The sequence below is a fragment of the Streptomyces sp. NBC_01477 genome (genome assembly GCF_036227245.1).
Taxonomy (GTDB): Bacteria; Actinomycetota; Actinomycetes; order Streptomycetales; family Streptomycetaceae; genus Actinacidiphila.
Genome location: NZ_CP109445.1, coordinates 7872851 through 7894572, shown reverse-complemented (window position 1 = coordinate 7894572; position 21722 = coordinate 7872851). Strand labels below are relative to the sequence as shown.

The window sequence follows — 21722 nt, the reverse complement described above, 5'->3', positions numbered from 1 at the left end:
ACAACTTCCTGGGAGTTACTGTCTTTATACAGTCGACCCCCAGGAGGCCGTCATGTCCGTCCCCGCCCCTCCCCCGCTCGCCCGCTCCCCCCGCCGCTGGTGGGCACTGGCGGCCCTCACCCTGAGCGTGCTGATCATCGCGTTGGACGGCACCGTCATCAGCGTCGCGCTGCCCACGCTGTCCGGCGAACTCGGCGCCGACAGCGCCCAGTTGCAGTGGATCAACGGCGGCTACCTGCTGGCGCTCTCAGTGGCGATGCTGCCGGTCGGACTGCTCGGCGACCGCTACGGCCACAAGCGCGTCCTGGTCGGCGGCATCGCGCTGTTCGGCCTGGCGTCGCTGGCCGGCACCCAGGCGGGCTCACCCGGGCAGCTGATCGCGGTACGCACCGTGCTGGGACTGGCCGCCGCGATGATCATGCCGGTGTCGATGGCGGTACTGCCCCGGGTCTTCGGGCCGGCCGAACTGCCCAAGGCCATCGGCGTGTGGACCGCGGCCACGGCGGTGGGCATGCCGGTGGGGCCGCTGGTCGGCGGCTGGCTGCTCAACCACTTCTGGTGGGGCTCGGTGTTCCTGTTCAACGTGCCTGTGGTCGTGCTGGCGCTGATCGCGTCCGTCTGGCTGCTGCCCGCCGACCGGTCGCGGGACCGCGCCGCGGCCGTACCGTTCGACACGGTCGGTACGGTGCTGAGCGCGCTGGGCATCACCGCACTGGTCTACGGCACGATCCTGGTCCCCGGCGACGGCTGGGGCAGCCCGAAGGTGCTGGCCGGCGTCATCGGCGGCGCCGCGCTGCTGGCCGCCTTCACGGCCTGGCAGCGGCGGTGTCCGCACCCGCTGGTGGACCTGCGGCTGTTCGACGATCCGCGGTTCCGCTGGGGGACGTTGACCGCGGTCTTCGTGAACTTCGCCGTGATGGGCATCATGTTCGTCGTACCGCAGTATCTGCAGGCGGTGCTCGGGCACGACGCGTTCGGGACCGGGCTGCGGGTGCTGCCGCTGATCGGCGGGCTGATGGCCGCCGCCGCGCTGAGCGAGGCGCTGGTGCCGCGGCTCGGCGCGCGGGTGGTGGTGCCGGCGGGGCTGGTGGTGCTCGCCGCCGGCACGATGATCGGCGCGGCCACCGGCGGCGGCGACGGATACGGGTACGCCGCGCTGTGGCTGACCATGACGGGCCTCGGCTTCGGCCTCGCCGTGGTGCCCGCGACCAGCCTGGTGATGGCGTCGCTGCCCGCCGGGCGTGCGGGCCAGGGCACCAGCCTGCTGGAGACCGTGCAGCAGGTCGGCGGGGTGCTCGGGGTGGCCGGGCTCGGCAGCCTGCTGAGCGCGGGCTATCTGGCCCGGCTGAGCACCGACGGGCTGGACGGCCCGCCCGCCGCCGCGGCGCGCGACTCGGTCAGCGGCGCCGACGCGGTGGCGGCACGGCTGCACGACCCCGGCCTGCTGGCCTCCGCGCACGGGGCGTTCGTGCACGGTATGAGCCTCGCGCTGCTGGTGTGCGGGGCGATCGCGCTGGTCGCGGCCGTCCTCGCGGCGGCCTTCCTGCCCGCCAGGGCGGTGGGCGGTGAACCGGGGCCGGCGGGCGCCGGCGCCGTCCCGTCCGCGCGGGAGGTCGCCACATCCACCGCCGACCACGGACAATCTCCGGCATGAACGCCAAGGAGACCCCGACCGCGCCGGAACCGGGCCTGCGGGAGCGCAAGAAGCTGCGCACCCTGCGGACCATCAGGCGCGAGGCCTACCGCCTCTTCGCAGCCCAGGGCTACGAGGCCACCACCGTCGACCAGATCGCCGACGCGGCCGAGGTCTCCCCCAGCACCTTCTTCCGGTACTTCCCCACCAAGGAGGACGTGGTCCTCGACGACGAGTACGACCCCGCGCTCGTCGAGGCGCTGCGCTCCCGGCCGCCCGGCGAGCCGATCATCGAGTCGATCCGGCACGCGCTCACCGACTCGCTCGGCCGGCTGCTCGCCGCCGACCACGACGATCTGCTGCTGCGGACCCGGCTCGGCTTCACCGACCCCGCGATCAGGGCGCGCTCCTGGGACGAACTCCAGCGCAGCCAGGACGTGGTGGCCGCGGTCATCAGCGAACGCACCGGCCGCGACCCGGAGGACCTGGACGTGCACTGCGCCGCCGCCGCGCTCATCGCGGTGTCCACGGCGGTGGTACGGCACTGGGTGCAGCGGGACGGCAAGGTGGACCTGATCGCGCTCTACGACCGGCAGTTCGCGCTGCTCGCCGAGGGGCTGCGTTTTTGAACGGCGTGTGAAACCACGGTCCCTTGCCCCGGACGCAACCACCGCGAAACGGGCCGTTCCGGGCGGCGGCTCGTTGACACGCCCCGGTGGTACTGCCTACTTTACGGCCAGGCCGGAGCCTTACCGGCCACCGCACGACGCGGCACGGCGCGACGCCCGCACGGGCAGACGGACGATGGTGGCCAGGATGTACTCAGGACCCGGGATGGCAGCGTGGCGACGCCACGGCCGTGCTTCCGCGTTCCTGGCCCGGCACATCGACCTGCTCCGCGTCAGCAGCGCCCTGTGTTGTCGCTGACCCCCCGGCCGACCGCCCGCTGACGCCGCGGCACCCACCGCCCGCAGCACCGCCGCCGGAACTCCCGTGCCCTGCCGTGCCGTTGCGCGCAGGCCGGCCCGTCCCCCTCCCCATCCCGGCCCGGTGCCCGCCTGTCCAGGCGCGACGGTCCCCCCTGCCCTGCGCTGGAGTTCCCGATGAGCGAATCGTCCCCGCCTGCCGCGGCGGCCGCGCCCGCCTCCCCACCCGCCGCCGACAGCCCGCCCCCGGTGCCCGGCAAGGCGGCCGACGCCCTGTCCGCGCAGCGGGTGATCCCGCTGCGGCACCCCGGACGCTGGCTGCTGACCGCCGTGGTGCTGGTGCTGGCCGCCCAGGTCGCGCACGGCCTGGTCACCAACCCGTTCTTCCAGTGGGACCGGTTCCGCTACTGGTTCCTGCGCCCGGTGATCCTCGACGGGCTGCTGATCACCCTCAAGGTCGCCGCCTGGAGCGCCCTGTTCGGGCTGCTGGGCGGGATCGTGCTGGCCCTGGCGCGGCTGTCGCGCAGCCCGGTGCTGCGCACCGTGAGCTGGCTCTACGTGTGGCTGATCCGCTCGATCCCGCTGATCGTGCTGCTGCTCTTCCTGTACAACTTCGGCGCGCTCTACCGCACGTTGAGCCTGGGGGTGCCGTTCGGCCCGGGCTTCGTGCACTTCGACGAGTCCAAGCTGGCCTCGGAGCTGGTGGTCGCGGTCATCGGCCTGAGCCTGAACGAGGCGGCGTTCGCCGCCGAGGTCGTCCGCGCCGGTGTGCTGTCGGTGGACCAGGGCCAGCACGAGGCGGCGGCGGCCCTCGGCATGCCGCGCGGCTACCAGTTCTCCCGGATCGTCTTCCCGCAGGCGTTGCGGGCGATCGTCCCCTCGTACGTCAACCAGCTGATCGGCCTGATCAAGAGCACCTCGCTGGTGTTCTACGTCTCGCTGCTCGACCTGTTCGGCAAGGTCGAGACGATGGGCAGCACCTATCCCAGCGACGTGGTGCCGCTGCTGGTGGTGGCGACGACCTGGTACGTGATCCTCACCAGCGTGGTGTCGGTGATCCAGTACTACGTGGAGCGGTACTTCTCCCGCGGCGCGCTGCGCACCGTACCGCCCACTCCCCTGCAACGACTCCGGACGCAGCTGCGGGACCTGCGGGCGCGGATCGCGATCGGAGCAGCCGGGTGAGCACCGTGTTCGAGGACAGCGTTCCGCCGCCCGCCGCGGCGGTGAGCATCCATGACGCGCACAAGTGGTACGGCCCCCACCAGGTGCTGTCCGGGATCGACCTGACGGTGCAGCCCGGGCAGGTCACGGTGATCCTCGGCCCGTCGGGTTCGGGGAAGTCCACCCTGCTGCGGGCGGTCAACCACCTGGAGAAGCTGGACATCGGCCATGTCAGCGTGGACGGCGAGCTGATCGGGGTGCGGCACCACCGGGGGCGGCTCAAGGAGATCAGCCAGCGCGCGATCCTGGCCCAGCGCAGCCGGATCGGCTTCGTCTTCCAGAACTTCAACCTCTTCCCGCATCTGACCGTGCTGGACAACGTGGCCGCGGCCCCGGTCGCCACCGGCCGCAAGTCCCGGGCGCAGGCGCAGGAGCTGGCCCACGCCCTGCTGGAGCGGGTCGGCCTCGGCGACAAGGCCGACGCCTACCCGCGGCAGCTGTCCGGGGGCCAGCAGCAGCGGGTGGCCATCGCCCGGGCGCTGGCCCTGGAGCCCGGCGTGATCCTCTTCGACGAACCGACGTCCGCGCTGGACCCGGAGCTGGTCGGCGAGGTGCTGGCGGTCATCAAGGACCTGGCCACCAGCGGCACCACGCTGATCATCGTCACCCACGAGATCGGCTTCGCCCGCGAGGTCGCCGACACCGTGGTCTTCCTCGACGCCGGCCGGATCGTCGAGCAGGGCCCGCCCGAGCAGGTGCTGAACCATCCCGCGCACCCGCGCACCCGCGAGTTCCTCAGCCGGGTCCTGTGACCCCGCCCCCGCTTTCACCGTCAAGCCCGCACACCCTCGAGCACCAAGGGATCGCCATGCCTCGCCTTCGTTCCAGACTCGTCCTGACCCTCACCGCCGTCACCTCGCTGACTCTGGGCCTGGGCGCCTGCGGCAGTGACGACGGTTCGGACTCCGCGGCGCCGGCCGCGGCGAACGCCAAGGGCACGGTCGTCGTCGGCGCGCTGTCCAACGGCGCCGCCAAGCAGACCGACATCTCCGTGAGCGAGGTGGCCGCGATCCGCGCCGAGCTGCCGAAGTCCGTCGTGGACAGCGGGCAGCTGACCATCGGCCTCGGCTTCCTGCCCTCCGGCTCCCCGCCGATCGGCTACATCGGCACCGACCAGAAGACCATCACCGGCTCCGAGCCGGACCTCGGCCGGCTGGTCGCCGCGGTGCTCGGCCTCAAGCCGGTGCTGGCCAACGCCACCTGGGACAACCTCTTCGTCGGCCTGGACAGCGGCAAGTCGAACGTCGGCTTCTCCAACATCACCGACACCGAGCAGCGCAAGGAGCACTACGACTTCGCGTGCTACCGCAAGGACAACCTCGGCTTCGAGGTCCGCAAGGACGACGCCTGGACCTTCGACGGCACCTACCAGAGCCTGGCGGGCAAGACCGTCGCGGTGGGCTCGGGCACCAACCAGGAGAAGATCCTGCTGAAGTGGCAGACCCAGCTCAAGGCGGAGGGCAAGAAGCTCACCATCAAGTACTACCAGGAGGCCAACAGCACCTACCTGGCGCTGTCCTCCCACAAGATCGACGCCTACTTCGCGCCCAACCCCAGCGTCGCCTACCACACCACCACGACCGCGGGCACGCCCGCCGCGACCCGCAGCGCGGGCACCTTCTCCGGCGCCGGGGCGAGCCTGCAGGGGCTGATCTGCGCGACGACGAAGAAGGACAGCGGGCTGGCCAAGCCGCTCGCCGACGCGATCAACTACCTGATCAAGAACGGGCAGTACGCCTCGTGGCTGGCCGCCTGGAACCTCACCAACGAGGGCCTGCCCAGCTCGCAGATCAACCCGCCCGGCCTGCCGCTGAGCAATTCCTGACGTGGACGGGGCCGGGATTTTCCCGGCCCCCGATCCGGTTGCCATGCATGAGCGCCGACGAGCCGGCGCAGAACGGAGCACCACCGCGATCATGTCGACCAGCCTCCAGCCCCCGCATCAGCACCCCGGCGCCGGCGAACCCGGCGTCCGCGTCCTGGACAACCCGGCCTGGGCCGCGCTGACCGGTCCGCACCGGCACCTCGCCGAGATCGTCGGCTCCGCCGCCCGCTACCTCAGCGGCGTCTCCCCGTTCGTCGCCATCGCCGACGCGGCCGACCCGCGGTCCTGGGCGGATCTGGCCACCCTGGTCGGGCCGGGCAATTCCTTCGCTCTCGCCGGGGCGCCGACGCTGCCGGACGGCTGGTCGACCGGGCAGTCGGGGCAGGGCGTGCAACTCGTCGCGACCTCGCTGCGGCACGCGGCGGACCCGGAGGCGCAGCGGCTCGGCCCCGCCGACGTACCGGAGATGCTGGACCTGGTCGCGCGGGCGCAGCCGGGTCCTTTCCTGCCGCGGACCGTCGAGATGGGCGCGTACTACGGCATCCGGCGCGGGGGCCGGCTGATCGCGATGGCCGGGGAGCGGCTGCGACCGCCGGGCTGGACCGAGATCAGCGCGGTGTGCACCGACGAGGAGCACCGCGGCCAGGGCCTGGCCACCCGGCTGGTACGGCATGTCGCGGCGGGCATCAGGGACCGCGGCGACACGCCGTTCCTGCACGCGGCCGCGGTGAACACCAACGCGATCAGGCTGTACGAGTCGATCGGCTTCACCCTGCGCCGCACCACGGTCTTCCACTTCCTGCGGGTGCCGGGAGAGCCGCGGCCGTAGGTTCCGGCGACCACCGCACCCGCCCCACGAGAACGAAGGAAGCAGCCATGCCCCGCGCATACGTGTTCACCCGCAACGGCGGCCCCGAGGCCGAGGCCTTCGCCGATGTGCCCCGCCCCGTGCCGGGCCCGGGCCAGGTGCTGATCGCCGTCAGGGCGACAGGCGTCAACCCGGCGGACTGGAAGCGCCGGGCCGGGCTCCGCGGCCCGGGCGAACCCGAGCCGCGATTCCCCGTGGTCTTCGGCCGCGAGGCGGCGGGGGTCGTGGCCGAGGTCGGCGAGGGGGTGTCCGGCTTCGCCGTGGGCGACGAGGTGTTCGGCCATCCGGTCGGCGGCAGCTACGCGGACTACGCCGTCCTGCCGGCGGACGGCGCCGCGCGCAAGCCCGCCGGGGTGTCCTGGGCGGCGGCGGCCACGCTGCCGGTCGCGGCGGCCACCGCCTACGACGGGATCGTCCAGCTCGCGCTGCCGGAGGGCGCGACGCTGCTGGTCAACGGCATCGGCGGCGGTGTCGGTACGGCCGCGGCGCAGATCGCCCGGCACCGCGGCCTGCGGGTGGTGGGCACCGCCAGCGCCGGCAAGAAGGACTTCGTGGAGTCGCTGGGCGCCGTGCACGCCGAGTCGGGTCCCGGCGTCGCGGACCGCATCAGGGCGGCGGCCCCCGACGGCGTCGACGCCGTCTTCGACCTGGTCGGCGGCGAGTCGCTGCGGGAGGTCGCCGAGGTGCTGACCGACCGGTCGCGGCTGATCAGCGGCGCCGACCGGGCGGTGGTGGCCGAACTGGGCGGCGCGGCGGTCCTGCGCGAGCGCACCAGCGCGGTGCTGGAGGCCGTGGCGGCGCTGGTGGCCGAGGGCGCCCTGGACCCGTACGTCACCGCCACCTTCCCCTTCGCCGAGGCGGACAAGGCGCTGCGGGCGGTCGAGGAGGGCCACACCCGCGGCAAGATCGTGCTGGAGATCGACGGCGCCGGCCCCGTCTGAACCGGCCGCCCGCCGCACGGCAGGTCCCGGACCCGCAGGCCGCGTCCGACGGCCGTACCGCTGCCTGCCGCCCCCGCGACCGACGACGCCGGGGCGGCGGCCCCACTCATCCGGGCGCCCCGGTCGCGCCCGCCCCGGTCGATCGAGGAAGGCACCCCGCATGTCCGTAGCACCGCTGCATCTCGCCGTCGCCCTTCAGGACGCCGGCTGGCACCCCGCCGCCTGGCGGGAGCCCGGCGCCCGGCCGCGTGAGCTGTTCGACGCCGGCTACTGGGCCGACGCCGTGGCCGAGGCCGAACGAGGCCTGCTCGACTTCGTGACGTTCGAGGACTCGCTCGCGCTCCAGTCCGCCAGCCCCTTCGTCCCCGACGAGCGCACCGACCAGGTGCGCGGGCGGCTCGACGCCGTCCTGACCGCGGCCCGGGTGGCGCCGCTCACCCACGGCATCGGGCTGGTCCCGACTCTGGTCAGCACGCACACCGAGCCGTTCCACCTGTCGAAGGCCATCGCGACGCTCGACCACGTGAGTTCCGGGCGCGCGGGCCTGCGGGTGCAGATCGCCGCCCAGCCGCACATCTCCGGGCACTTCGGCCGCCGGGTGCTGCCGCCGCTGCCCGTCGAGGACTTCAACGCCCCGCAGGTGCAGGAGCTGATCGCCGAGCACTTCGACGAGGCCGCCGACTACGTCGAGGTGCTGCGCCGGCTGTGGGACAGCTGGGAGGACGACGCGGAGATCCGCGACGCGGCCACCGGGAGGTTCGTGGACCGCGGCAAGCTGCACTACGTCGACTTCGAGGGCCGCAGATTCAGCGTCAGGGGACCCTCGATCACGCCCCGCCCGCCGCAGGGCCAGCCGCTGGTGACCGCACTGGCGCACGCCACCGTGCCCTTCCGGCTGGTGGCCAGGTCCGCGGACGTCGGTTTCGTCACCCCGGCGGACGCCGCGCACGCGGCGGAGATCGTCGCCGAGATCCGCCGCGAGCAGCAGGACGCGGGCCGGGCGGGCGAGACCGTACACGTCTTCGGCGACCTGCTGGTCTTCCTGGAGGAGACCGCGACGGCGGCGGAGGCCCGCAGGCAGCGGCTCGACACACTTCTGGACGCCCCCCACACCTCCGACGCCCGGATCTTCACCGGAACCCCGGCCGGCCTCGCCGACCTGCTGCTGGAGCTGCGCGACGCCGGGCTGACCGGCTTCCGGCTGCGCCCCGCGGACGCCGACCGCGACCTGCGGGCGATCAGCCGCGGCCTGGTGCCCGAACTCCAGTCCCGCGGTGTCTTCCGCCGTTCCTACGAGGCCCCCACGCTGCGCGGTCTGCTCGGACTGCCGCGCCCCGCCAACCGCTACGCCACCGCCTGAGCCGGAGAAACGGACACGCCATGAGCAAGCCCCGCAAGCAGATCCACCTCGCGGCCCATTTCCCCGGCGTCAACAACACCACCGTGTGGAGCGACCCGGCGGCCGGCAGCCATATCGACTTCAGCTCCTTCACCCACTTCGCCAAGACCGCCGAGCGCGCCAAATTCGACTTCCTCTTCCTGGCCGAGGGGCTGCGGCTGCGCGAGCAGGGCGGCGAGATATACGACCTGGACGTGGTCGGCCGCCCCGACACCTTCACCGTGCTGGCGGCGCTGGCCGCGGTCACCGACCGGATCGGCCTGACCGGCACCATCAACTCCACCTTCAACGAGCCTTACGAGGTGGCCCGGCAGTTCGCCAGCCTCGACCACCTGTCGGCCGGGCGGGCCGCCTGGAACGTGGTCACCTCCTGGGACGCCTTCACCGGTGAGAACTTCCGCCGCGGCGGCTTCCTCGCCCAGGAGGACCGCTACTCGCGGGCCCGGCAGTTCCTGGAGACCACGGGCGAGCTGTTCGACTCCTGGCACGGCGACGAGATCATCGCCGACAAGGCGACAGGGCGCTTCCTGCGCGACCCGGCCGCGGGCGCCTTCCGCCACAAGGACGAGCACTTCGACATCGCCGGCCGCTTCAATGTGCCGCGCAGCCCGCAGGGCCGCCCGGTGATCTTCCAGGCCGGCGACTCCGACGCGGGCCGGGACTTCGCCGCCTCGTCCGCCGACGCGATCTTCAGCCGGCACTCCGCCCTGGAGGCCGGGCAGGCCTTCTACCAGGACGTCAAGGGCAGGCTGGAGCGCTTCGGCAGGACCCATGACGAGCTGCTGATCCTGCCCGCCGCCACCTTCGTCCTCGGCGACACCGACGCCGACGCCCACGACAAGGCGAACGAGGTGCGGCGCGCCCAGGTCAGCGGGCAGACCGCGATCAAGCTGCTGGAGCAGGTCTGGAACCGCGACCTGTCCGAGTACGACCCGGAGGGTCCGCTGCCGGACGTCGACCCGGACCCGGGCGAGCACACCGTGGCCCGCGGCCGGGCGAGCGTCAGGATGACCCGCGACCCGCTGCAGACCGCCCGGGAGTGGCGGGAGCTGGCGGCGGCGGAAAAGCTGTCGATCCGCGACCTGGTCATCAAGACCAGCGCCCGGCAGACCTTCGTCGGCTCGGCGCAGACCGTCGCGCGCACGATCGACGACTTCGTGCAGGCCGACGCGAGCGACGGCTTCATCCTGGTGCCGCACATCACGCCGGGCGGCCTGGACGAATTCGCGGACACCGTCGTCCCGCTGCTCCAGGAGCGCGGTGTATTCCGGCAGGACTACGAGGGCACCACGCTGCGCGACCACCTGGGCCTGCGCACTCCGCAGGCCGGCGCTTAGGCGCGGCGGAGCCCGCCCCGGGAGGAGGCTTCCGGGGCGGGCTTCCGCGTCAGGCCGAGCGGCGCCGCAGGGCGGAGTCGCCGAGGGCGGGCGGGACGTACCCGGCGTCACGCGCCGACAGGTTCACGCCCGGCGGCACGATCTCGTCGATACGGTCCAGGATCTCCCGGTCCAGCGTGATCTTGTCCGCGCCGAGCTGGCCCTCCAGCTGCTCGAAGGTGCGCGGGCCGATGATCGCCGAGGTGATGCCGGGGTGTTCGAGCACGAAGGCCAGCGCGAGCTGGACCAGGGTGAGCCCGGCCTCCTCGGCCAGCGCGGCCAGCGCGTCGGCCGCCTCCAGCTTCGCGGCGTTCTCCGCCGAGTCGATGTCGAAGCGCGCCGCCTGGCGGTCCGTCCGGCTGGAGACCGGCTGCTCGGCGCCCTTGCGGTAGCGCCCGGAGAGCCAGCCGCCGGCCAGCGGGCTCCAGGACAGCACCGCCAGGCCGTAGCGCTGGGCGACCGGCAGCACCTCGCGTTCGATGCCGCGGGCCAGCAGCGAATACGGCGGCTGCTCGGCGACCACCCGCTCGCGGCCCCGGCGTTCGGCGGTCCACTGGCCCTCCACGATCGCCGACGGCTCGAAGGTGGAGGTGCCGATGTAGCGGATCTTGCCCTGGTGGACGAGGTCGGACAGCGCGCCGAGCGTCTCGTCGAAGTCGGTGCCGGGCTCGGGCCGGTGCACCTGGTAGAGGTCGATCCAGTCGGTGCCGAGCCTGCGCAGGCTGTTCTCGACCTCGCGGACGATCCAGCGGCGCGAATTGCCCTGCTCGTTGGGGTCGCTGCCGAGGCTGCCGTGGAATTTCGTGGCCAGCACGACATTGTCCCGCCGGCCGCCGGCCAGCGCCTTGCCGACGATGGTCTCCGACTCGCCGGCCGAGTAGACGTCGGCGGTGTCGACGAAGTTGATGCCTGAGTCGAGGGCGTGGTGGATGATCCGGATCGCGTCGGCGTGGTCCGGGTTGCCCCGGGGGCCGAACATCATGGCGCCCAGGCACAGCGGGCTGACCTTGACGCCGGTGCGTCCGAAGGGGCGGTACTGCGTCATCGTGCTCTCCCGTTGACGAGATGGTCGGTGGTGGGATCGGTGTGCGGGTCCGCGGCCGGGGCGAGCTGGTCGACGGTGGCGGCGGCGCCGGTCTGCCGGAAGGCGTCCCAGAGCCTGCGGTAGGGGCCGTCCGCGGCCAGCAGGGCGGTGTGGGTGCCGGTCTCGACGACGGTGCCGCGGTCGATGACCACGATCCGGTCGGCGCGGGCGGCGGTCGTCAGCCGGTGCGCCACGACCAGCGTCGTACGCCGCCGGGTCAGCGCCTCGGTGGCGGCGGCGACCCGGCCCTCTGCGGCGAGGTCCAGCGAGGCGGTGGCCTCGTCGAGCAGGAGGACGTCGGGGTCGACCAGTTCCGCGCGGGCCAGCGCGAGCAGCTGGCGCTGGCCCGCCGACAGGTTCCTGCCGCGTTCGCCGACCGGCTGGAGGTAGCCCAGCGGCAGCGCGGCGACCATGTCGTGCGCGCCGACCGCGCGCGCCGCGGCCTCCACCTCGGCGTCGCCCGCGGCGGGGCGGCCGTAGGCGATGGCGTCGCGTACGGTGCCGCTGAACAGATGGGCCTCCTGCGGCACCACGCCGAGCCGGGCGCGGAAGCCCGCGAGGTCGAGGGCGCGCAGGTCGTGCCCGTCCACGAGCACCGCGCCCGACGTGGGGTCGTAGAAGCGGGCGATGAGCTTCATCACCGTGGACTTTCCCGCGCCGGTGGCGCCGACCAGGGCGACGGTCTCGCCGGGGGCGATCCGCAGCGACACGGCGTGCAGGACTTCCTGGCCGCCGCCGCCCGCGTAGCCGAAGGACACCCGGTCGAGGACGATCTCCCCGCGCAGCGCGGCGACCGGCAGCGGGGAGGCGGCGGCCGGGGTGCCGGTGGGGGTGCGCATCAGCGTACGCAGCCGGCCGAGGCCGACCACGGCCTGCTGGTAGCCGTCGAATACCTGGGAGAGCTGCTGGATCGGCGAGAAGAACAGGTCGACGTAGAGCAGGAAGGCGATCAGGGTGCCCGCGGTCAGCGCTCCCGAGCGGACCTGGCCGGCGCCGACGGCGAGGACCGCGGCGGTGGACAGTACGCCCAGCAGCTCCACGAAGGGGAAGAAGAGCGCGATATTGCGCTGGGCTCGCAGCCGGGAGTCCCGGAAGGCCCAGGCGAGCGCGGCGAAGTCGCGGGCGTTGCGGTCCTCGCGGCGGAAGGCCTGGGTGACGCGGATGGCGGTGACGTTCTCCTGGAGGCAGGCGTTGACGGCGCTGACCCGTTCCCTGGCCTCGTGGTAGGCGGGCACCGAGTGGCGGCGGAAGAGCGCGGTGCCGCCGATCAGCAGCGGCAGCGCGCACAGCAGCACCACGGCGAGCCCTGCGTCGATGACCAGCAGGGTGACCAGGACGCCGAGCACGGTCAGCAGGCTGACGACCGCGGTGATCAGGCCGGTCTGGAGGAAGCTGGACAGCGCGTCGACGTCCGTGGTCATCCGGGTCATGATCCGGCCGCCGGGCTCGCGCTCGTAGTAGTCCAGGCCGAGCCGCTGGAGCTGGGCGTAGGTCTTGACCCGCAGGGTGTAGAGCAGGCGTTCGCCGGTACGCCCGGTGGTCCGCTGCTGGGCGACGCCGATCAGCCAGTCGGCGCAGACCACGGCGGCGGCGGCGCCCGCGGCGGCCAGCAGGGCGGCGCCGGAGTGGCGGGCGACGCCGGAGTCGACGCCGTGCCTGACCAGGATCGGCACCGCGATCTGCGCGACGGCGTCCGCGGCCACCAGCAGCAGCCCGAGCAGCAGCGGCAGCCGGAAGGGGCCGATCAGCGCCCGCAGTCCGAAGTGCGGGTCGGCGGCCCTGGTCCGCTCGGCCGGGACGTCCGGGTCGGCGTCGGGCAGCGGCATCCTGGCCAGCCCCGCGAGGAGTTCGGCGGTGGGCGGGGCGGAGCCGAGCACCCCGCTGCCGGGCCCGCCGCGCCCGCGGCCCGCGGTGGCCGCGGTGAGTGCCATGGCCTGGGCGGCCTTGAGGTCGGTGCCGTCGGTCCGCGGCCGCTCGGCGGCGCCGGTGCGCCGCCACAGACGGGCGGTGACGGCCGGCGGCGCGCTGTCGTCCTCGGCGGCGGGTACGTATTCGGCCGGACGGTCCGCGGGCGGGGCGCCGGCGGCCTCGGCGCCCGCGGGCGCGGTGCCGGGCTCGGCCACGTCGGCGGCGGACAGCAGGCTGCGGAAGAGCGCGGACCTGGAGCGCAGTTCGTCCATGGTGCCGGTGTCCACGACCCGGCCGCCGTCCAGGACCGCGATGCGGTCGGCCAGTTCGAGGGTGGACCTGCGGTGCGCGACGATCAGGGTGGTGGGCCGCGCGGTGGCGGCCCGCAGCGCGGTGTGGATCTCGGACTCGACCCGGGCGTCGATCGCGGAGGTGGCGTCGTCCAGCACCAGCACCGCCGGGTCGCCGAGCAGCGCGCGGGCCAGCGCGATGCGCTGGCGCTGGCCGCCGGACAGGGTCAGGCCCTGCTCGCCGACGACGGTGTCGTAGCCCTGGGGCAGGCGCTCGGCGAATCCGTCGGCGCGGGCGATGGCGGCGGCCCGCCTGATCCGCTCCTCGGAGGCGTCCGGGTCGCCGTAGGCGATGTTGGCCCGCACGCTGTCGGACAGCAGCAGGCTCTCCTCGAAGACGTAGCCGATCGCGGAGCGCAGCGAGTCCAGCCGCAGGTCGCGCACATCGGTGCCACCGACCCTGACCGAGCCGGACGAGACGTCGTAGAAGCGCGGCAGCAGGGCGGCCGCGGTGGACTTGCCGGAGCCGGCCGGGCCGATCAGGGCGACGGTCTCGCCGGGCGCGATGTCCAGGGTGAAGCCGCGCAGCAGCGGCTCGTGGCCCTTGCCGTAGCCGAAGGTGACGTCGTGCCAGCTGAGCGCGGGCGGACCGGCGGGCAGGGCGGTGGCGCCGGGCGCGTCGGTGACGGCGGGGGCCTCGTCGATGACTTCGAGGACGCGTTCGGTGCCCGCCCTGGCCTGCTGCCAGACGGTGAGCAGGGTGGCGACCTGGCGGACCGGGGTGACGAAGGAGCCGAGGTAGGTGGTGAAGGCCAGGAAGGTGCCGAGCGAGATCCGGCCGTGCAGCGCCAGCCAGCCGCCCAGCGCCAGCACCGCGACCTGGCCGAGCGCGGGGACGGCCTGGAGCGCGGGGGTGTAGCTGCCGGTGTAGCGCACCACCCGCAGCCGGGAGGAGAACAGCCGCCGCGCGCGGCCTTCGAGGCCGGCCAGCTCGCGCTGCTCCTGCCCGAAGCCCTTGACGACCCGGACCCCGGTGACGGCCGCCTCGACGGTGGAGGCGACCTCGGCCGCCTCCTGCTGGGCGTGCCAGTTCGCCGGGAAGAGGTCCTTGCGGCTGCGCAGCGCGATCAGCCACAGCAGCGGCCCGACCACCAGCGCGACCACCGTCAGCAGCGGGGACAGCAGCGCCATGAGGACCAGCGAGACCACGAACATCAGGGCGTTGCCCGTCATGTTCGGCAGGAACTGCAGCAGGGTCTGGATCAAGGTGATGTCGGAGATCGACCGGCTGACGATCTGGCCGGTGCGCAGGTCGTCCTGCTGGGCGCCGCCGAGCCGCAGCAGCGCCCCGAAGGCGTCGTTGCGCAGGTCGTACTGCACACCGAGCGACAGCCGCCCGGCCCGGTAGCGGCGGGTGCAGCCGGCCGCGAAGCGGACGGCGCCGAGCCCGGCGAGCAGCGCGATCCACCAGCCGAGCGGGCCGCCCGCGCCGGCCGCGACGGTGTCCACGACGTGGCGCAGCACCAGGGGCAGCACCGCGGTGGCGACCGCGGCGGCCAGCGCGCCGGCGAAGGCGGCGAGCAGGTCGCCGCGGTGCCGCAGGCAGTAGCCGCCGAGCCGGCGGACCCAGCCGGCCGGTGGCGGTCCCGCCGGGCCGGCCGCCGGGGTGGCGGCCGGCCCGGCGGCCGTGCTTCTACAGTCCGTCACGAAACCTCCGTGAGTGCGATGCCGAGGTGCCCGGCGCTGGTGTCGGCGGTGTCGAAGAGGCGGTTGGCGGGGCGCGGCAGGCCGTAGTGCTCGCGCAGGGTGCTGCCGGTGTACTCGGTGCGGAACAGGCCGCGTTCCTGGAGGATCGGCACCACCCGGTCCACGAACAGCTCGAGTCCCGAGGGCAGCACCGCGGGCATGATGTTGAAGCCGTCGGCGGCGCCCGCGTCGTACCAGTGCTCGATGGTGTCGGCGACCTGTTCGGCGGTGCCGGCGAAGGTGCGGTGGCCGCGTCCGCCGCCGAGCCGGCCGATCAGCTGCCGTACGGTCAGCCGCTCGCGCCTGGCCAGCTCCACGATGAGGGTGAAGCGGCTCTTGGCGCCCTCGATCTCGTCCTCGGTGGGGATGTCGTCGGGGAGCTCCTTGTCGAGTTCCAGCCGCTCCGGGGCGACACGCAGGGTCTTGGACAGCTGCCGCACGGCGTACTCGGGGCGGATCAGCCGGTCCAGCTCGCCGTCCAGCGCCCGCGCCTGCTCCTCGGTGTCGCCGATGACGGGCACGATGCCGGGCAGGATCTTGATGCCCTCGGGGTCGCGGCCGAAGCCGAGGGCGCGCTGCTTGACGTCCTTGTAGAAGGCGATGGCCTCCTCAAGGGTCTGCTGGGCGGTGAAGACCGCTTCGGCGTAGCGGGCCGCGAAGTCCTTGCCGTCCTCGCTGGAGCCGGCCTGCACCAGGAGCGGGTAGCCCTGCGGGGAACGCTGTACGTTCAGCGGTCCGTCCACCCGGAAATACGTACCCCGGTGCTCGAACTTCCGCACCTTGTCGGCCAGCGCGTGGACGCCGGACTCCTTGTCGGCGACGACGGCGTCGTCGGCCCAGCTGTCCCACAGCTTGGTGGCGACGTCCACGAACTCGGCGGCCCGCAGGTAGCGGTCGCGGTGCAGCGGGGTGTCGTCCAGGCCGAAGTTGCGGGCCGCGTCGGCGCCCGCGGTGGTGACGATGTTCCAGCCGGCCCGGCCGCCCGAGACATGGTCGACCGAGGCGAACCGGCGGGCCAGGTTGTACGGCTCGTTGTAGCTGGTGGAGGCGGTGGCGATCAGGCCGATGTGCTCGGTGACGCCGGCCAGCGCGGTGAGCAGCACGGTCGGTTCGAGCTTGTTGGCGGGGCGGCGGCCCGGGTCGCCCATCAGGACGGGGCTGTCGGCGAGGAAGAGCGAGTCCAGCTTGCCGCGTTCCGCGATCCGCGCGAGGTTCTGGTAGTGCGCGATGTCGGTGCCGCCGGCCGCGGGGCTCTCCGGCAGCCGCCAGGCCGCCTCGTGGTGCCCGACCGACATCAGGAAGGCGTTCAGGTGCAGCGGTTTGCGGTCAGGCTTGCGGGTCATGGGAGTTCGTCTCCTTGTGCGGGTGCCCGGTGGGCGCGTCGGCGGGGTGCGGGGCGGGGCGTACGGGGTCGGCGGGGGCCTCCGGCTGGTGCACGCCGAGCGCGGCGAGCAGGAGGTCGCGGTATTCCTGGAAGCGCGGGTCGCGGCGGCTGCGCGGGGTCGGCAGGTCGATGGTCAGGTCGACCGCGATCCGGCCCTCCTCCAGCACCAGGACGCGGTCGGCGAGTTCGACCGCCTCGTCCACGTCGTGGGTGACCAGCAGCACCGCGGGGCGGTGCCGCTCGTACAGCTCCCGCAGCAGGTCGTGCATCCTGATCCGGGTGAGCGCGTCCAGTGCCCCGAACGGCTCGTCGGCCAGCAGCAGTTCGGGGTCGCGGACCAGGGCGCGGGCCAGGGCGGCACGCTGCTGCTCGCCGCCGGACAGCTCGTGCGGCCAGGAGCGCTCCCGGCCTTCGAGCCCGACCTCGGCCAGCGCCTTCGTGCCGCGCTCCTTGGCGTCCCTGCCTCGCACGCCGAGCACCACGTTGTCCAGCACCCGCAGCCAGGGCAGCAGCCGGGAGTCCTGGAAGGACAGCGACACCCGTTCGGGCACGCTCAGTTCGCCGGACCCGGCGACACCGTGGTCGAGCCGGGCGACCGCGCGCAGCAGGGTGGACTTTCCGGAGCCGCTGCGGCCCAGGAGCGCGGTGAACTCCCCCTGTCCCAGGGTCAGGTCGAGTTCCTTGAGCACGTCCCGGTCGCCGAAGGAGCGCACCAGCCGGGTGGTGCGGACCGCGGCGGCCGCCGGGCCGGCCGGCCGCTCGGCGGTCAGTCCGCCAGTGTGCGTCGCCATGACAGCACCCTCCGTTCTGCGGCACGCACGATCGCGTCCGACACGAAGCCGAAGATTCCGTAGACGACCAGGCCGACGATGATCACGTCGGACTGGGCGTACAGCTGGGCCTGGAACATCATGTAACCGAGGCCCTTGGTGGCGTTGATCTGCTCGACCACCACCAGGCCGAGCCAGGACGCGGTGGCCGCCAGGCGCAGTCCGACGAAGAAGCCGGGCAGCGCGCCGGGGATCACCACCTTGCGGATGAACTGCACGCGGGTCAGGTCCAGGCTCTCGCCCAGTTCGACGTATCTGCGGTCGATGCCGGTGAGCGAGGCGTAGGTGTTGATGTAGACGACGACCGCGACACCGAGGGCGATCACGGTGATCTTCATCTGCTCGCCGATGCCGAGCCACAGGATCATCAGCGGCAGCAGGGCGAGCGACGGGATCGCGCGCTTGACCTGGAGGGTGCCGTCGAGCAGGTACTCGCCGACCCGGCTGAGCCCGGCGGCCACCGCGAGCAGCACACCGGCGAGCACCCCGAACAGCAGGCCGAATCCGGCGCGTTGCAGCGAGACCGCCACATTGCTCTGGAGCCGGCCGCTCCTGATCAGGTCGACCGCGGTCGAGGCGACGGTGCCGGGTCCCGACAGGATGCGCGGGTCGAGATAGCCGGAGGCGGAGGCGGCCCACCAGATGAGCACCACCAGCGCCGGGCCGGTCAGCCGGGCGAAGGGGATCGCCCGGCCGGGGCCGAGCCGCCGCCGGGTGCCGGTCGCGGAGGTCGCGGTGCGCCGGGTGCCGGTCACGGCGCGCCGGGCCGGTGCGGGGGCCGCGGCCCGGGTGCGGTCCTTGGCTGCGGGCTCCGCCGCACGCGCCTGGGGCAGCAGGTCGGTCATGACGCCACCTGGTATTTCGCCGGTACGGCCTGCGCCGCCAGCCCCTCGAAGCGGCGGTCGAACAGCGCCTCGGCTCTGACCTTCGTCACGAAGCCGCCCTCGGCCATCAGGTCGGCCGTCTCCTGCTCCCAGGCGATGGCCTTGTCCCAGCTGCGCGGGAACTGCGGCTGGGAGAGCGCGGAGACGATGCGCTTGCCGTCCGCGGCGGTCACCCCCTGGTCCTTGACGTAGTAGCTCCGGATCCACTGGTCGGTGTTCTCCCACGCCCACACCACGCCCTTGGCCCACAGCGGGATGAAGTTGCGGATGGCGGCGACCTTCGCGTCGTCGTTGAGGACCTCGGTGGGCGCCCACAGGACGCCCAGCATGTCCACCACGTCGGTGGTGACCGCCCGGGCGCCGTCCTTGCCGTACTGGCTGAGGTACTTGGTCAGCGACGGTTCGCCCAGCGGCGCCACGTCGACCTGCTTGGACTGCAGCGCGGTCAGGAACTGCGTGCTGGGCAGCGCGATCAGCTTGACGTCGGAATTCCTCAGGCCCGCCTCCTTGATGGCGCGCAGCACCACCACGCCCTGGGCCTGGCCCTGCGAGAAGGCGATCTTCTTGCCGCGGAAGTCCTTCGCCGAGGCGATGGCGTCCCCGGACCCCGGCGCGGTCGCGAAGCTGTAGATCGGGTGGTCGCGGCTCTGCACGGCGACGATCCGGGCGCCGACCTTGATGGCCTCGGCCTGGATCGGCGGAATTCCGGCGTTGCTCGCGAGATCGACGGAATGGGCGCGGAATCCCTGGATGACATCGGGTCCCGCACTGAGATTGGGCCAGCTGGAGACCGAGAACTGCAATTGCTTGTCCAGGCCCGATTCGGCCAGCTGCAACTGCGAGGTGTGAATGGCTATCGCGAGCTTCGTCCCGGACGGCGGCGCACCCGAGGGGAGTGCGCGGGTCGGCACGCTGTCGATCGACGCGCTCGAATTCCGGGAGCACGCGGCAAGGAATGCGGCGCCGCCTGCGAGGGCGAGAAATGACCGGCGTGGGACGAGTCGGGCGGCGGGGCTTGTGGTCATGGTGAATTCCTGGGGAGAGGCCGGAATCGTCATCCGGTCGCTGGTCGGGGCGGGGTGGGGGGTGCCGGGTGCTCGGCCGGTCACAGGGAGTGGTAGCCGCCGTCGTGGAAGAGCAGCGGGCTGCGGGCGCCGTCGGCCCAGGAGTCCTGGACCCGGCCGATCACGACGCGGTGGTCGCCGGCCGGCACGATCTGCTCGATGCGCAGGTGCAGCCAGCCGGTCACCCCGTCGAGCACGGGCTCGCCCTGCGGCAGCCGGCGCCACCGGGTCGGCTCGGCGAAACGGTCGATACCGCTGGTGGCGAAGGTCCTGGCGAGCTGTTCCTGGTCGGCGCCGAGGAAGTTGACGACGGCGCTGCCGGCCTGCTCGACATGCGGCCAGGACGACGCGGTGACTCCGATGCCGAACGACACCAGCGGGGGTTCGAGGGAGAGCGAGGTGAGCGAGGTCGCGGTGAAGCCGGCCGGGCCGCGGCCTGCGTCCACGGTGACGACGACCACGCCTGCCGGGTGGTTGCGGAAGATCTTCTTGAACCGCTCAGGGGCGATGCCCGGGGCGGGAAGCGACGGCACGGTGGTGGTCAACGTCTCCCCCAATTGGCTTGGGTGCGGGCGGGATGGGCGCAGCGGAAAGCACCGCGTCGGCGACCCGCACGGCATTGTGCGGCGCACTGCGGGCGTGGCTGATCACGACATGGGACGAGAGGAGGGGAAACAAGGGAAAAGCAGGGGGGCGGGGAATGCCGTACGGGGGCCGCGGTGATTACGCGGTGCGGCTGACGCCCCGACAGAAACGGTGCGGGCGACACGCGGTGAGGGCGCTGTGGCGCCGACAACACGCACGCCGGGCGGTGTCGCGGGCCGGCGTGGCGGGCGCGCGGAAGGAACGCGCCGGGCTCGGCGCCTGCTCCGGATTCCGCTGCTTACCGTTCATGATTCCATTCTCGCGGCCGCGTTCCACCCGGGTCAACAATGCAACTTCCTGAATTAAGTCGGATATCGCGCCCGCCGGGCCGGCGTGCGACCCGTTCAGCCCACGGCGGGCAGCACCGGCCACGGTCCGAGCGGGTCGGCGTAGAGCGCGCCGAGCGCGACCGCGCCGCCCGCGACCTGGAGGACCGAGCCGGTGAAGCTGCTCGGCACCACCGCGCGCCGCGGGTCGCCGCAGACCCACGAGCGGTCGGCGACCTCGGCGCGCAGCACGTCCAGACACTCCGTCAGCCGCCCGGCGCCCGGCTCGACGACGACCACGACCTCCGGGTCGAACATGTCGAGCAGCAGCGCGACCGCCCGGCCCACATGCATCGCCCGCCGCCGGAAGAGGTCCACCGCGCGCGGTTCGCCGGCCAGCGCCAGGTCCAGCAGCGCGCGGAAGTCGGCGACCATGAGCCCGCGGGCGGCGGCCTGCCGGACGAGCGCGGGTTCCGACACCTCGGACTGAAGGCAGCCGGGCGTGCCGCACGTACAGGTCTCCGCCGGGCCCGCGTCCGTGTCCGTGCCGGGTCCGACCGGCAGGTGCGCCACGCTGCCCGCCGCCGAGCGCGGGCCGCGGTGCACCCCGTCGGTGGTGGCGAAGGCGGCGTCCACGACCGCGCCGACGAACAGCAGCACCGCGCTCTCCCGGGTGGCCACCGCGCCGAACAGCTGCTCGGCGCGGGCCAGCGCCCTGGAGTGGCTGTCGACGTGCACCGGCAGCCCGGTGGCGGCGGCCAGGAACTCACGGGCCGCCACATCGCGCCAGCCCAGCCGCGGATGGTCGACGATCACCCCGGCGTCGGGGTCCACCCACTGCCCGGTGGCGAGGCCCAGCGCCAGCACCGTGCGGCCGCCGGCGTGCGCGGCGACCAGCCGGGGCAGCCGGGCGGCCAGTCCGCCGAGCACCCGCTGCGGGTCGGTGCCGCGGTGCGGCCTGCGGTCGCTGGCGACGATCCGGCCGCGCAGGTCCATCAGCGCCAGGGTGGAGTGCGCGACGGCGATGTGCGCGCCGGCCACGAGATAGCGGCCGGTGTCGATGTCCAGCGGGATGTGCGGTCGGCCCAGGCCCCGCGGTCCCGCGGTCTCCTCGCTCTGGCTGATCAGGCCGCGGGCCAGGAACTGCGTGCAGTGCCCGCTCACCGCGGCCGGCGACAGGCCGGTCAGCCGGGCGACGGTGCTGCGGGCCACCGGGCCGTGGTCGAGGATCGCGCTGAGCACGGTGCCGGCCGCCGAGGGGCGGCGGAGCGGGACCGCGGAGTGCGGAACGTCGGCGCGGCGCAGCGGAGTCGGGGGAAGCGGGGCGGTGTCACGGCGGTCGGACGGCGGCAGGACTACCACGGTGGCCTTCCAGGTCGACGGCGGCGGGGCGTACCCGTGGGGGCCGCGCCGGCGTCGAACCGGCGGG

At 73.4% G+C, this 21722-nt stretch carries 17 protein-coding genes; 9 read left to right on the top strand and 8 right to left on the bottom strand.

Annotated features, from left to right (window positions below; all coding sequences use genetic code 11):
* The first annotated feature begins 52 nt into the window (after positions 1-52).
* The 9 genes from OHA86_RS33665 to OHA86_RS33625 all read left to right on the top strand — a co-directional run bounded on the left by OHA86_RS33665 (position 53) and on the right by OHA86_RS33625 (position 10153).
* Positions 53-1654 (top strand): MFS transporter, encoded by a 1602-nt coding sequence (locus tag OHA86_RS33665; RefSeq protein ID WP_329181463.1) that lies wholly within the window; start codon positions 53-55, stop codon positions 1652-1654.
* Positions 1651-2262 carry an acyl-CoA-like ligand-binding transcription factor gene (locus OHA86_RS33660; RefSeq protein WP_329181461.1) on the top strand — a complete coding sequence of 204 codons (612 nt, stop codon included), beginning with the start codon at positions 1651-1653 and terminating at the stop codon, positions 2260-2262. The genes OHA86_RS33665 and OHA86_RS33660 overlap by 4 nt, the downstream gene beginning before the upstream one ends.
* A 474-nt stretch (positions 2263-2736) precedes the next feature.
* Complete coding sequence (locus OHA86_RS33655) at positions 2737-3744, top strand: amino acid ABC transporter permease (protein ID WP_329181459.1); 1008 nt, start codon at positions 2737-2739, stop codon at positions 3742-3744.
* Entirely contained in the window at positions 3741-4535 is a 795-nt protein-coding gene (locus tag OHA86_RS33650) for an amino acid ABC transporter ATP-binding protein (RefSeq protein WP_443071935.1), read from the top strand. Before OHA86_RS33655 ends, OHA86_RS33650 begins: the two co-directional genes overlap by 4 nt.
* A 56-nt stretch (positions 4536-4591) precedes the next feature.
* A complete protein-coding gene (locus OHA86_RS33645; RefSeq protein ID WP_329181457.1) occupies positions 4592-5608 on the top strand; it encodes a transporter substrate-binding domain-containing protein in 1017 nt (338 codons plus the stop codon).
* Positions 5609-5699: 91 nt separating this feature from the next.
* Positions 5700-6437 carry a GNAT family N-acetyltransferase gene (locus OHA86_RS33640; RefSeq protein ID WP_329181455.1) on the top strand — a complete coding sequence of 246 codons (738 nt, stop codon included), beginning with the start codon at positions 5700-5702 and terminating at the stop codon, positions 6435-6437.
* A gap of 47 nt (positions 6438-6484) precedes the next feature.
* Complete coding sequence (locus OHA86_RS33635) at positions 6485-7417, top strand: NADP-dependent oxidoreductase (RefSeq protein ID WP_329181453.1); 933 nt, start codon at positions 6485-6487, stop codon at positions 7415-7417.
* Positions 7418-7577: 160 nt separating this feature from the next.
* Positions 7578-8777, top strand: a complete 1200-nt coding sequence (locus OHA86_RS33630) for an LLM class flavin-dependent oxidoreductase (RefSeq protein ID WP_329181451.1) — start codon at positions 7578-7580, stop codon at positions 8775-8777.
* Between the two features lie 20 nt (positions 8778-8797).
* Positions 8798-10153: an NtaA/DmoA family FMN-dependent monooxygenase gene (locus OHA86_RS33625; RefSeq protein WP_329181449.1), complete on the top strand. Its 1356-nt coding sequence runs from the start codon at positions 8798-8800 to the stop codon at positions 10151-10153.
* A 49-nt stretch (positions 10154-10202) separates the two neighbouring features.
* On the opposite strand, the gene OHA86_RS33620 is transcribed toward OHA86_RS33625, so the two are convergent.
* The 8 genes from OHA86_RS33620 to OHA86_RS33585 all read right to left on the bottom strand — a co-directional run bounded on the left by OHA86_RS33620 (position 10203) and on the right by OHA86_RS33585 (position 21655).
* Positions 10203-11237 (bottom strand): aldo/keto reductase, encoded by a 1035-nt coding sequence (locus tag OHA86_RS33620; RefSeq protein ID WP_329181448.1) that lies wholly within the window; start codon positions 11235-11237, stop codon positions 10203-10205.
* Positions 11234-15181: an ABC transporter ATP-binding protein gene (locus tag OHA86_RS33615; RefSeq protein ID WP_329181447.1), complete on the bottom strand. Its 3948-nt coding sequence runs from the start codon at positions 15179-15181 to the stop codon at positions 11234-11236. Before OHA86_RS33615 ends, OHA86_RS33620 begins: the two co-directional genes overlap by 4 nt.
* Positions 15178-16563, bottom strand: coding sequence for an LLM class flavin-dependent oxidoreductase (locus OHA86_RS33610; RefSeq protein ID WP_329181445.1), 1386 nt, complete (start codon positions 16561-16563; stop codon positions 15178-15180). Before OHA86_RS33610 ends, OHA86_RS33615 begins: the two co-directional genes overlap by 4 nt.
* Positions 16547-17395, bottom strand: coding sequence for an ABC transporter ATP-binding protein (locus tag OHA86_RS33605; protein WP_329181443.1), 849 nt, complete (start codon positions 17393-17395; stop codon positions 16547-16549). Before OHA86_RS33605 ends, OHA86_RS33610 begins: the two co-directional genes overlap by 17 nt.
* On the bottom strand, positions 17371-18279 hold the full coding sequence (locus tag OHA86_RS33600) for an ABC transporter permease (RefSeq protein ID WP_329181442.1): 909 nt from the start codon (positions 18277-18279) through the stop codon (positions 17371-17373). The genes OHA86_RS33605 and OHA86_RS33600 overlap by 25 nt, the downstream gene beginning before the upstream one ends.
* Positions 18276-19343: an ABC transporter substrate-binding protein gene (locus OHA86_RS33595; protein ID WP_329181440.1), complete on the bottom strand. Its 1068-nt coding sequence runs from the start codon at positions 19341-19343 to the stop codon at positions 18276-18278. The genes OHA86_RS33600 and OHA86_RS33595 overlap by 4 nt, the downstream gene beginning before the upstream one ends.
* 80 nt (positions 19344-19423) lie before the next feature.
* On the bottom strand, positions 19424-19927 hold the full coding sequence (locus tag OHA86_RS33590; protein WP_329181438.1) for a flavin reductase family protein: 504 nt from the start codon (positions 19925-19927) through the stop codon (positions 19424-19426).
* Between the two features lie 444 nt (positions 19928-20371).
* On the bottom strand, positions 20372-21655 hold the full coding sequence (locus OHA86_RS33585) for an ROK family protein (RefSeq protein ID WP_329181436.1): 1284 nt from the start codon (positions 21653-21655) through the stop codon (positions 20372-20374).
* Positions 21656-21722 lie beyond the last annotated feature (67 nt).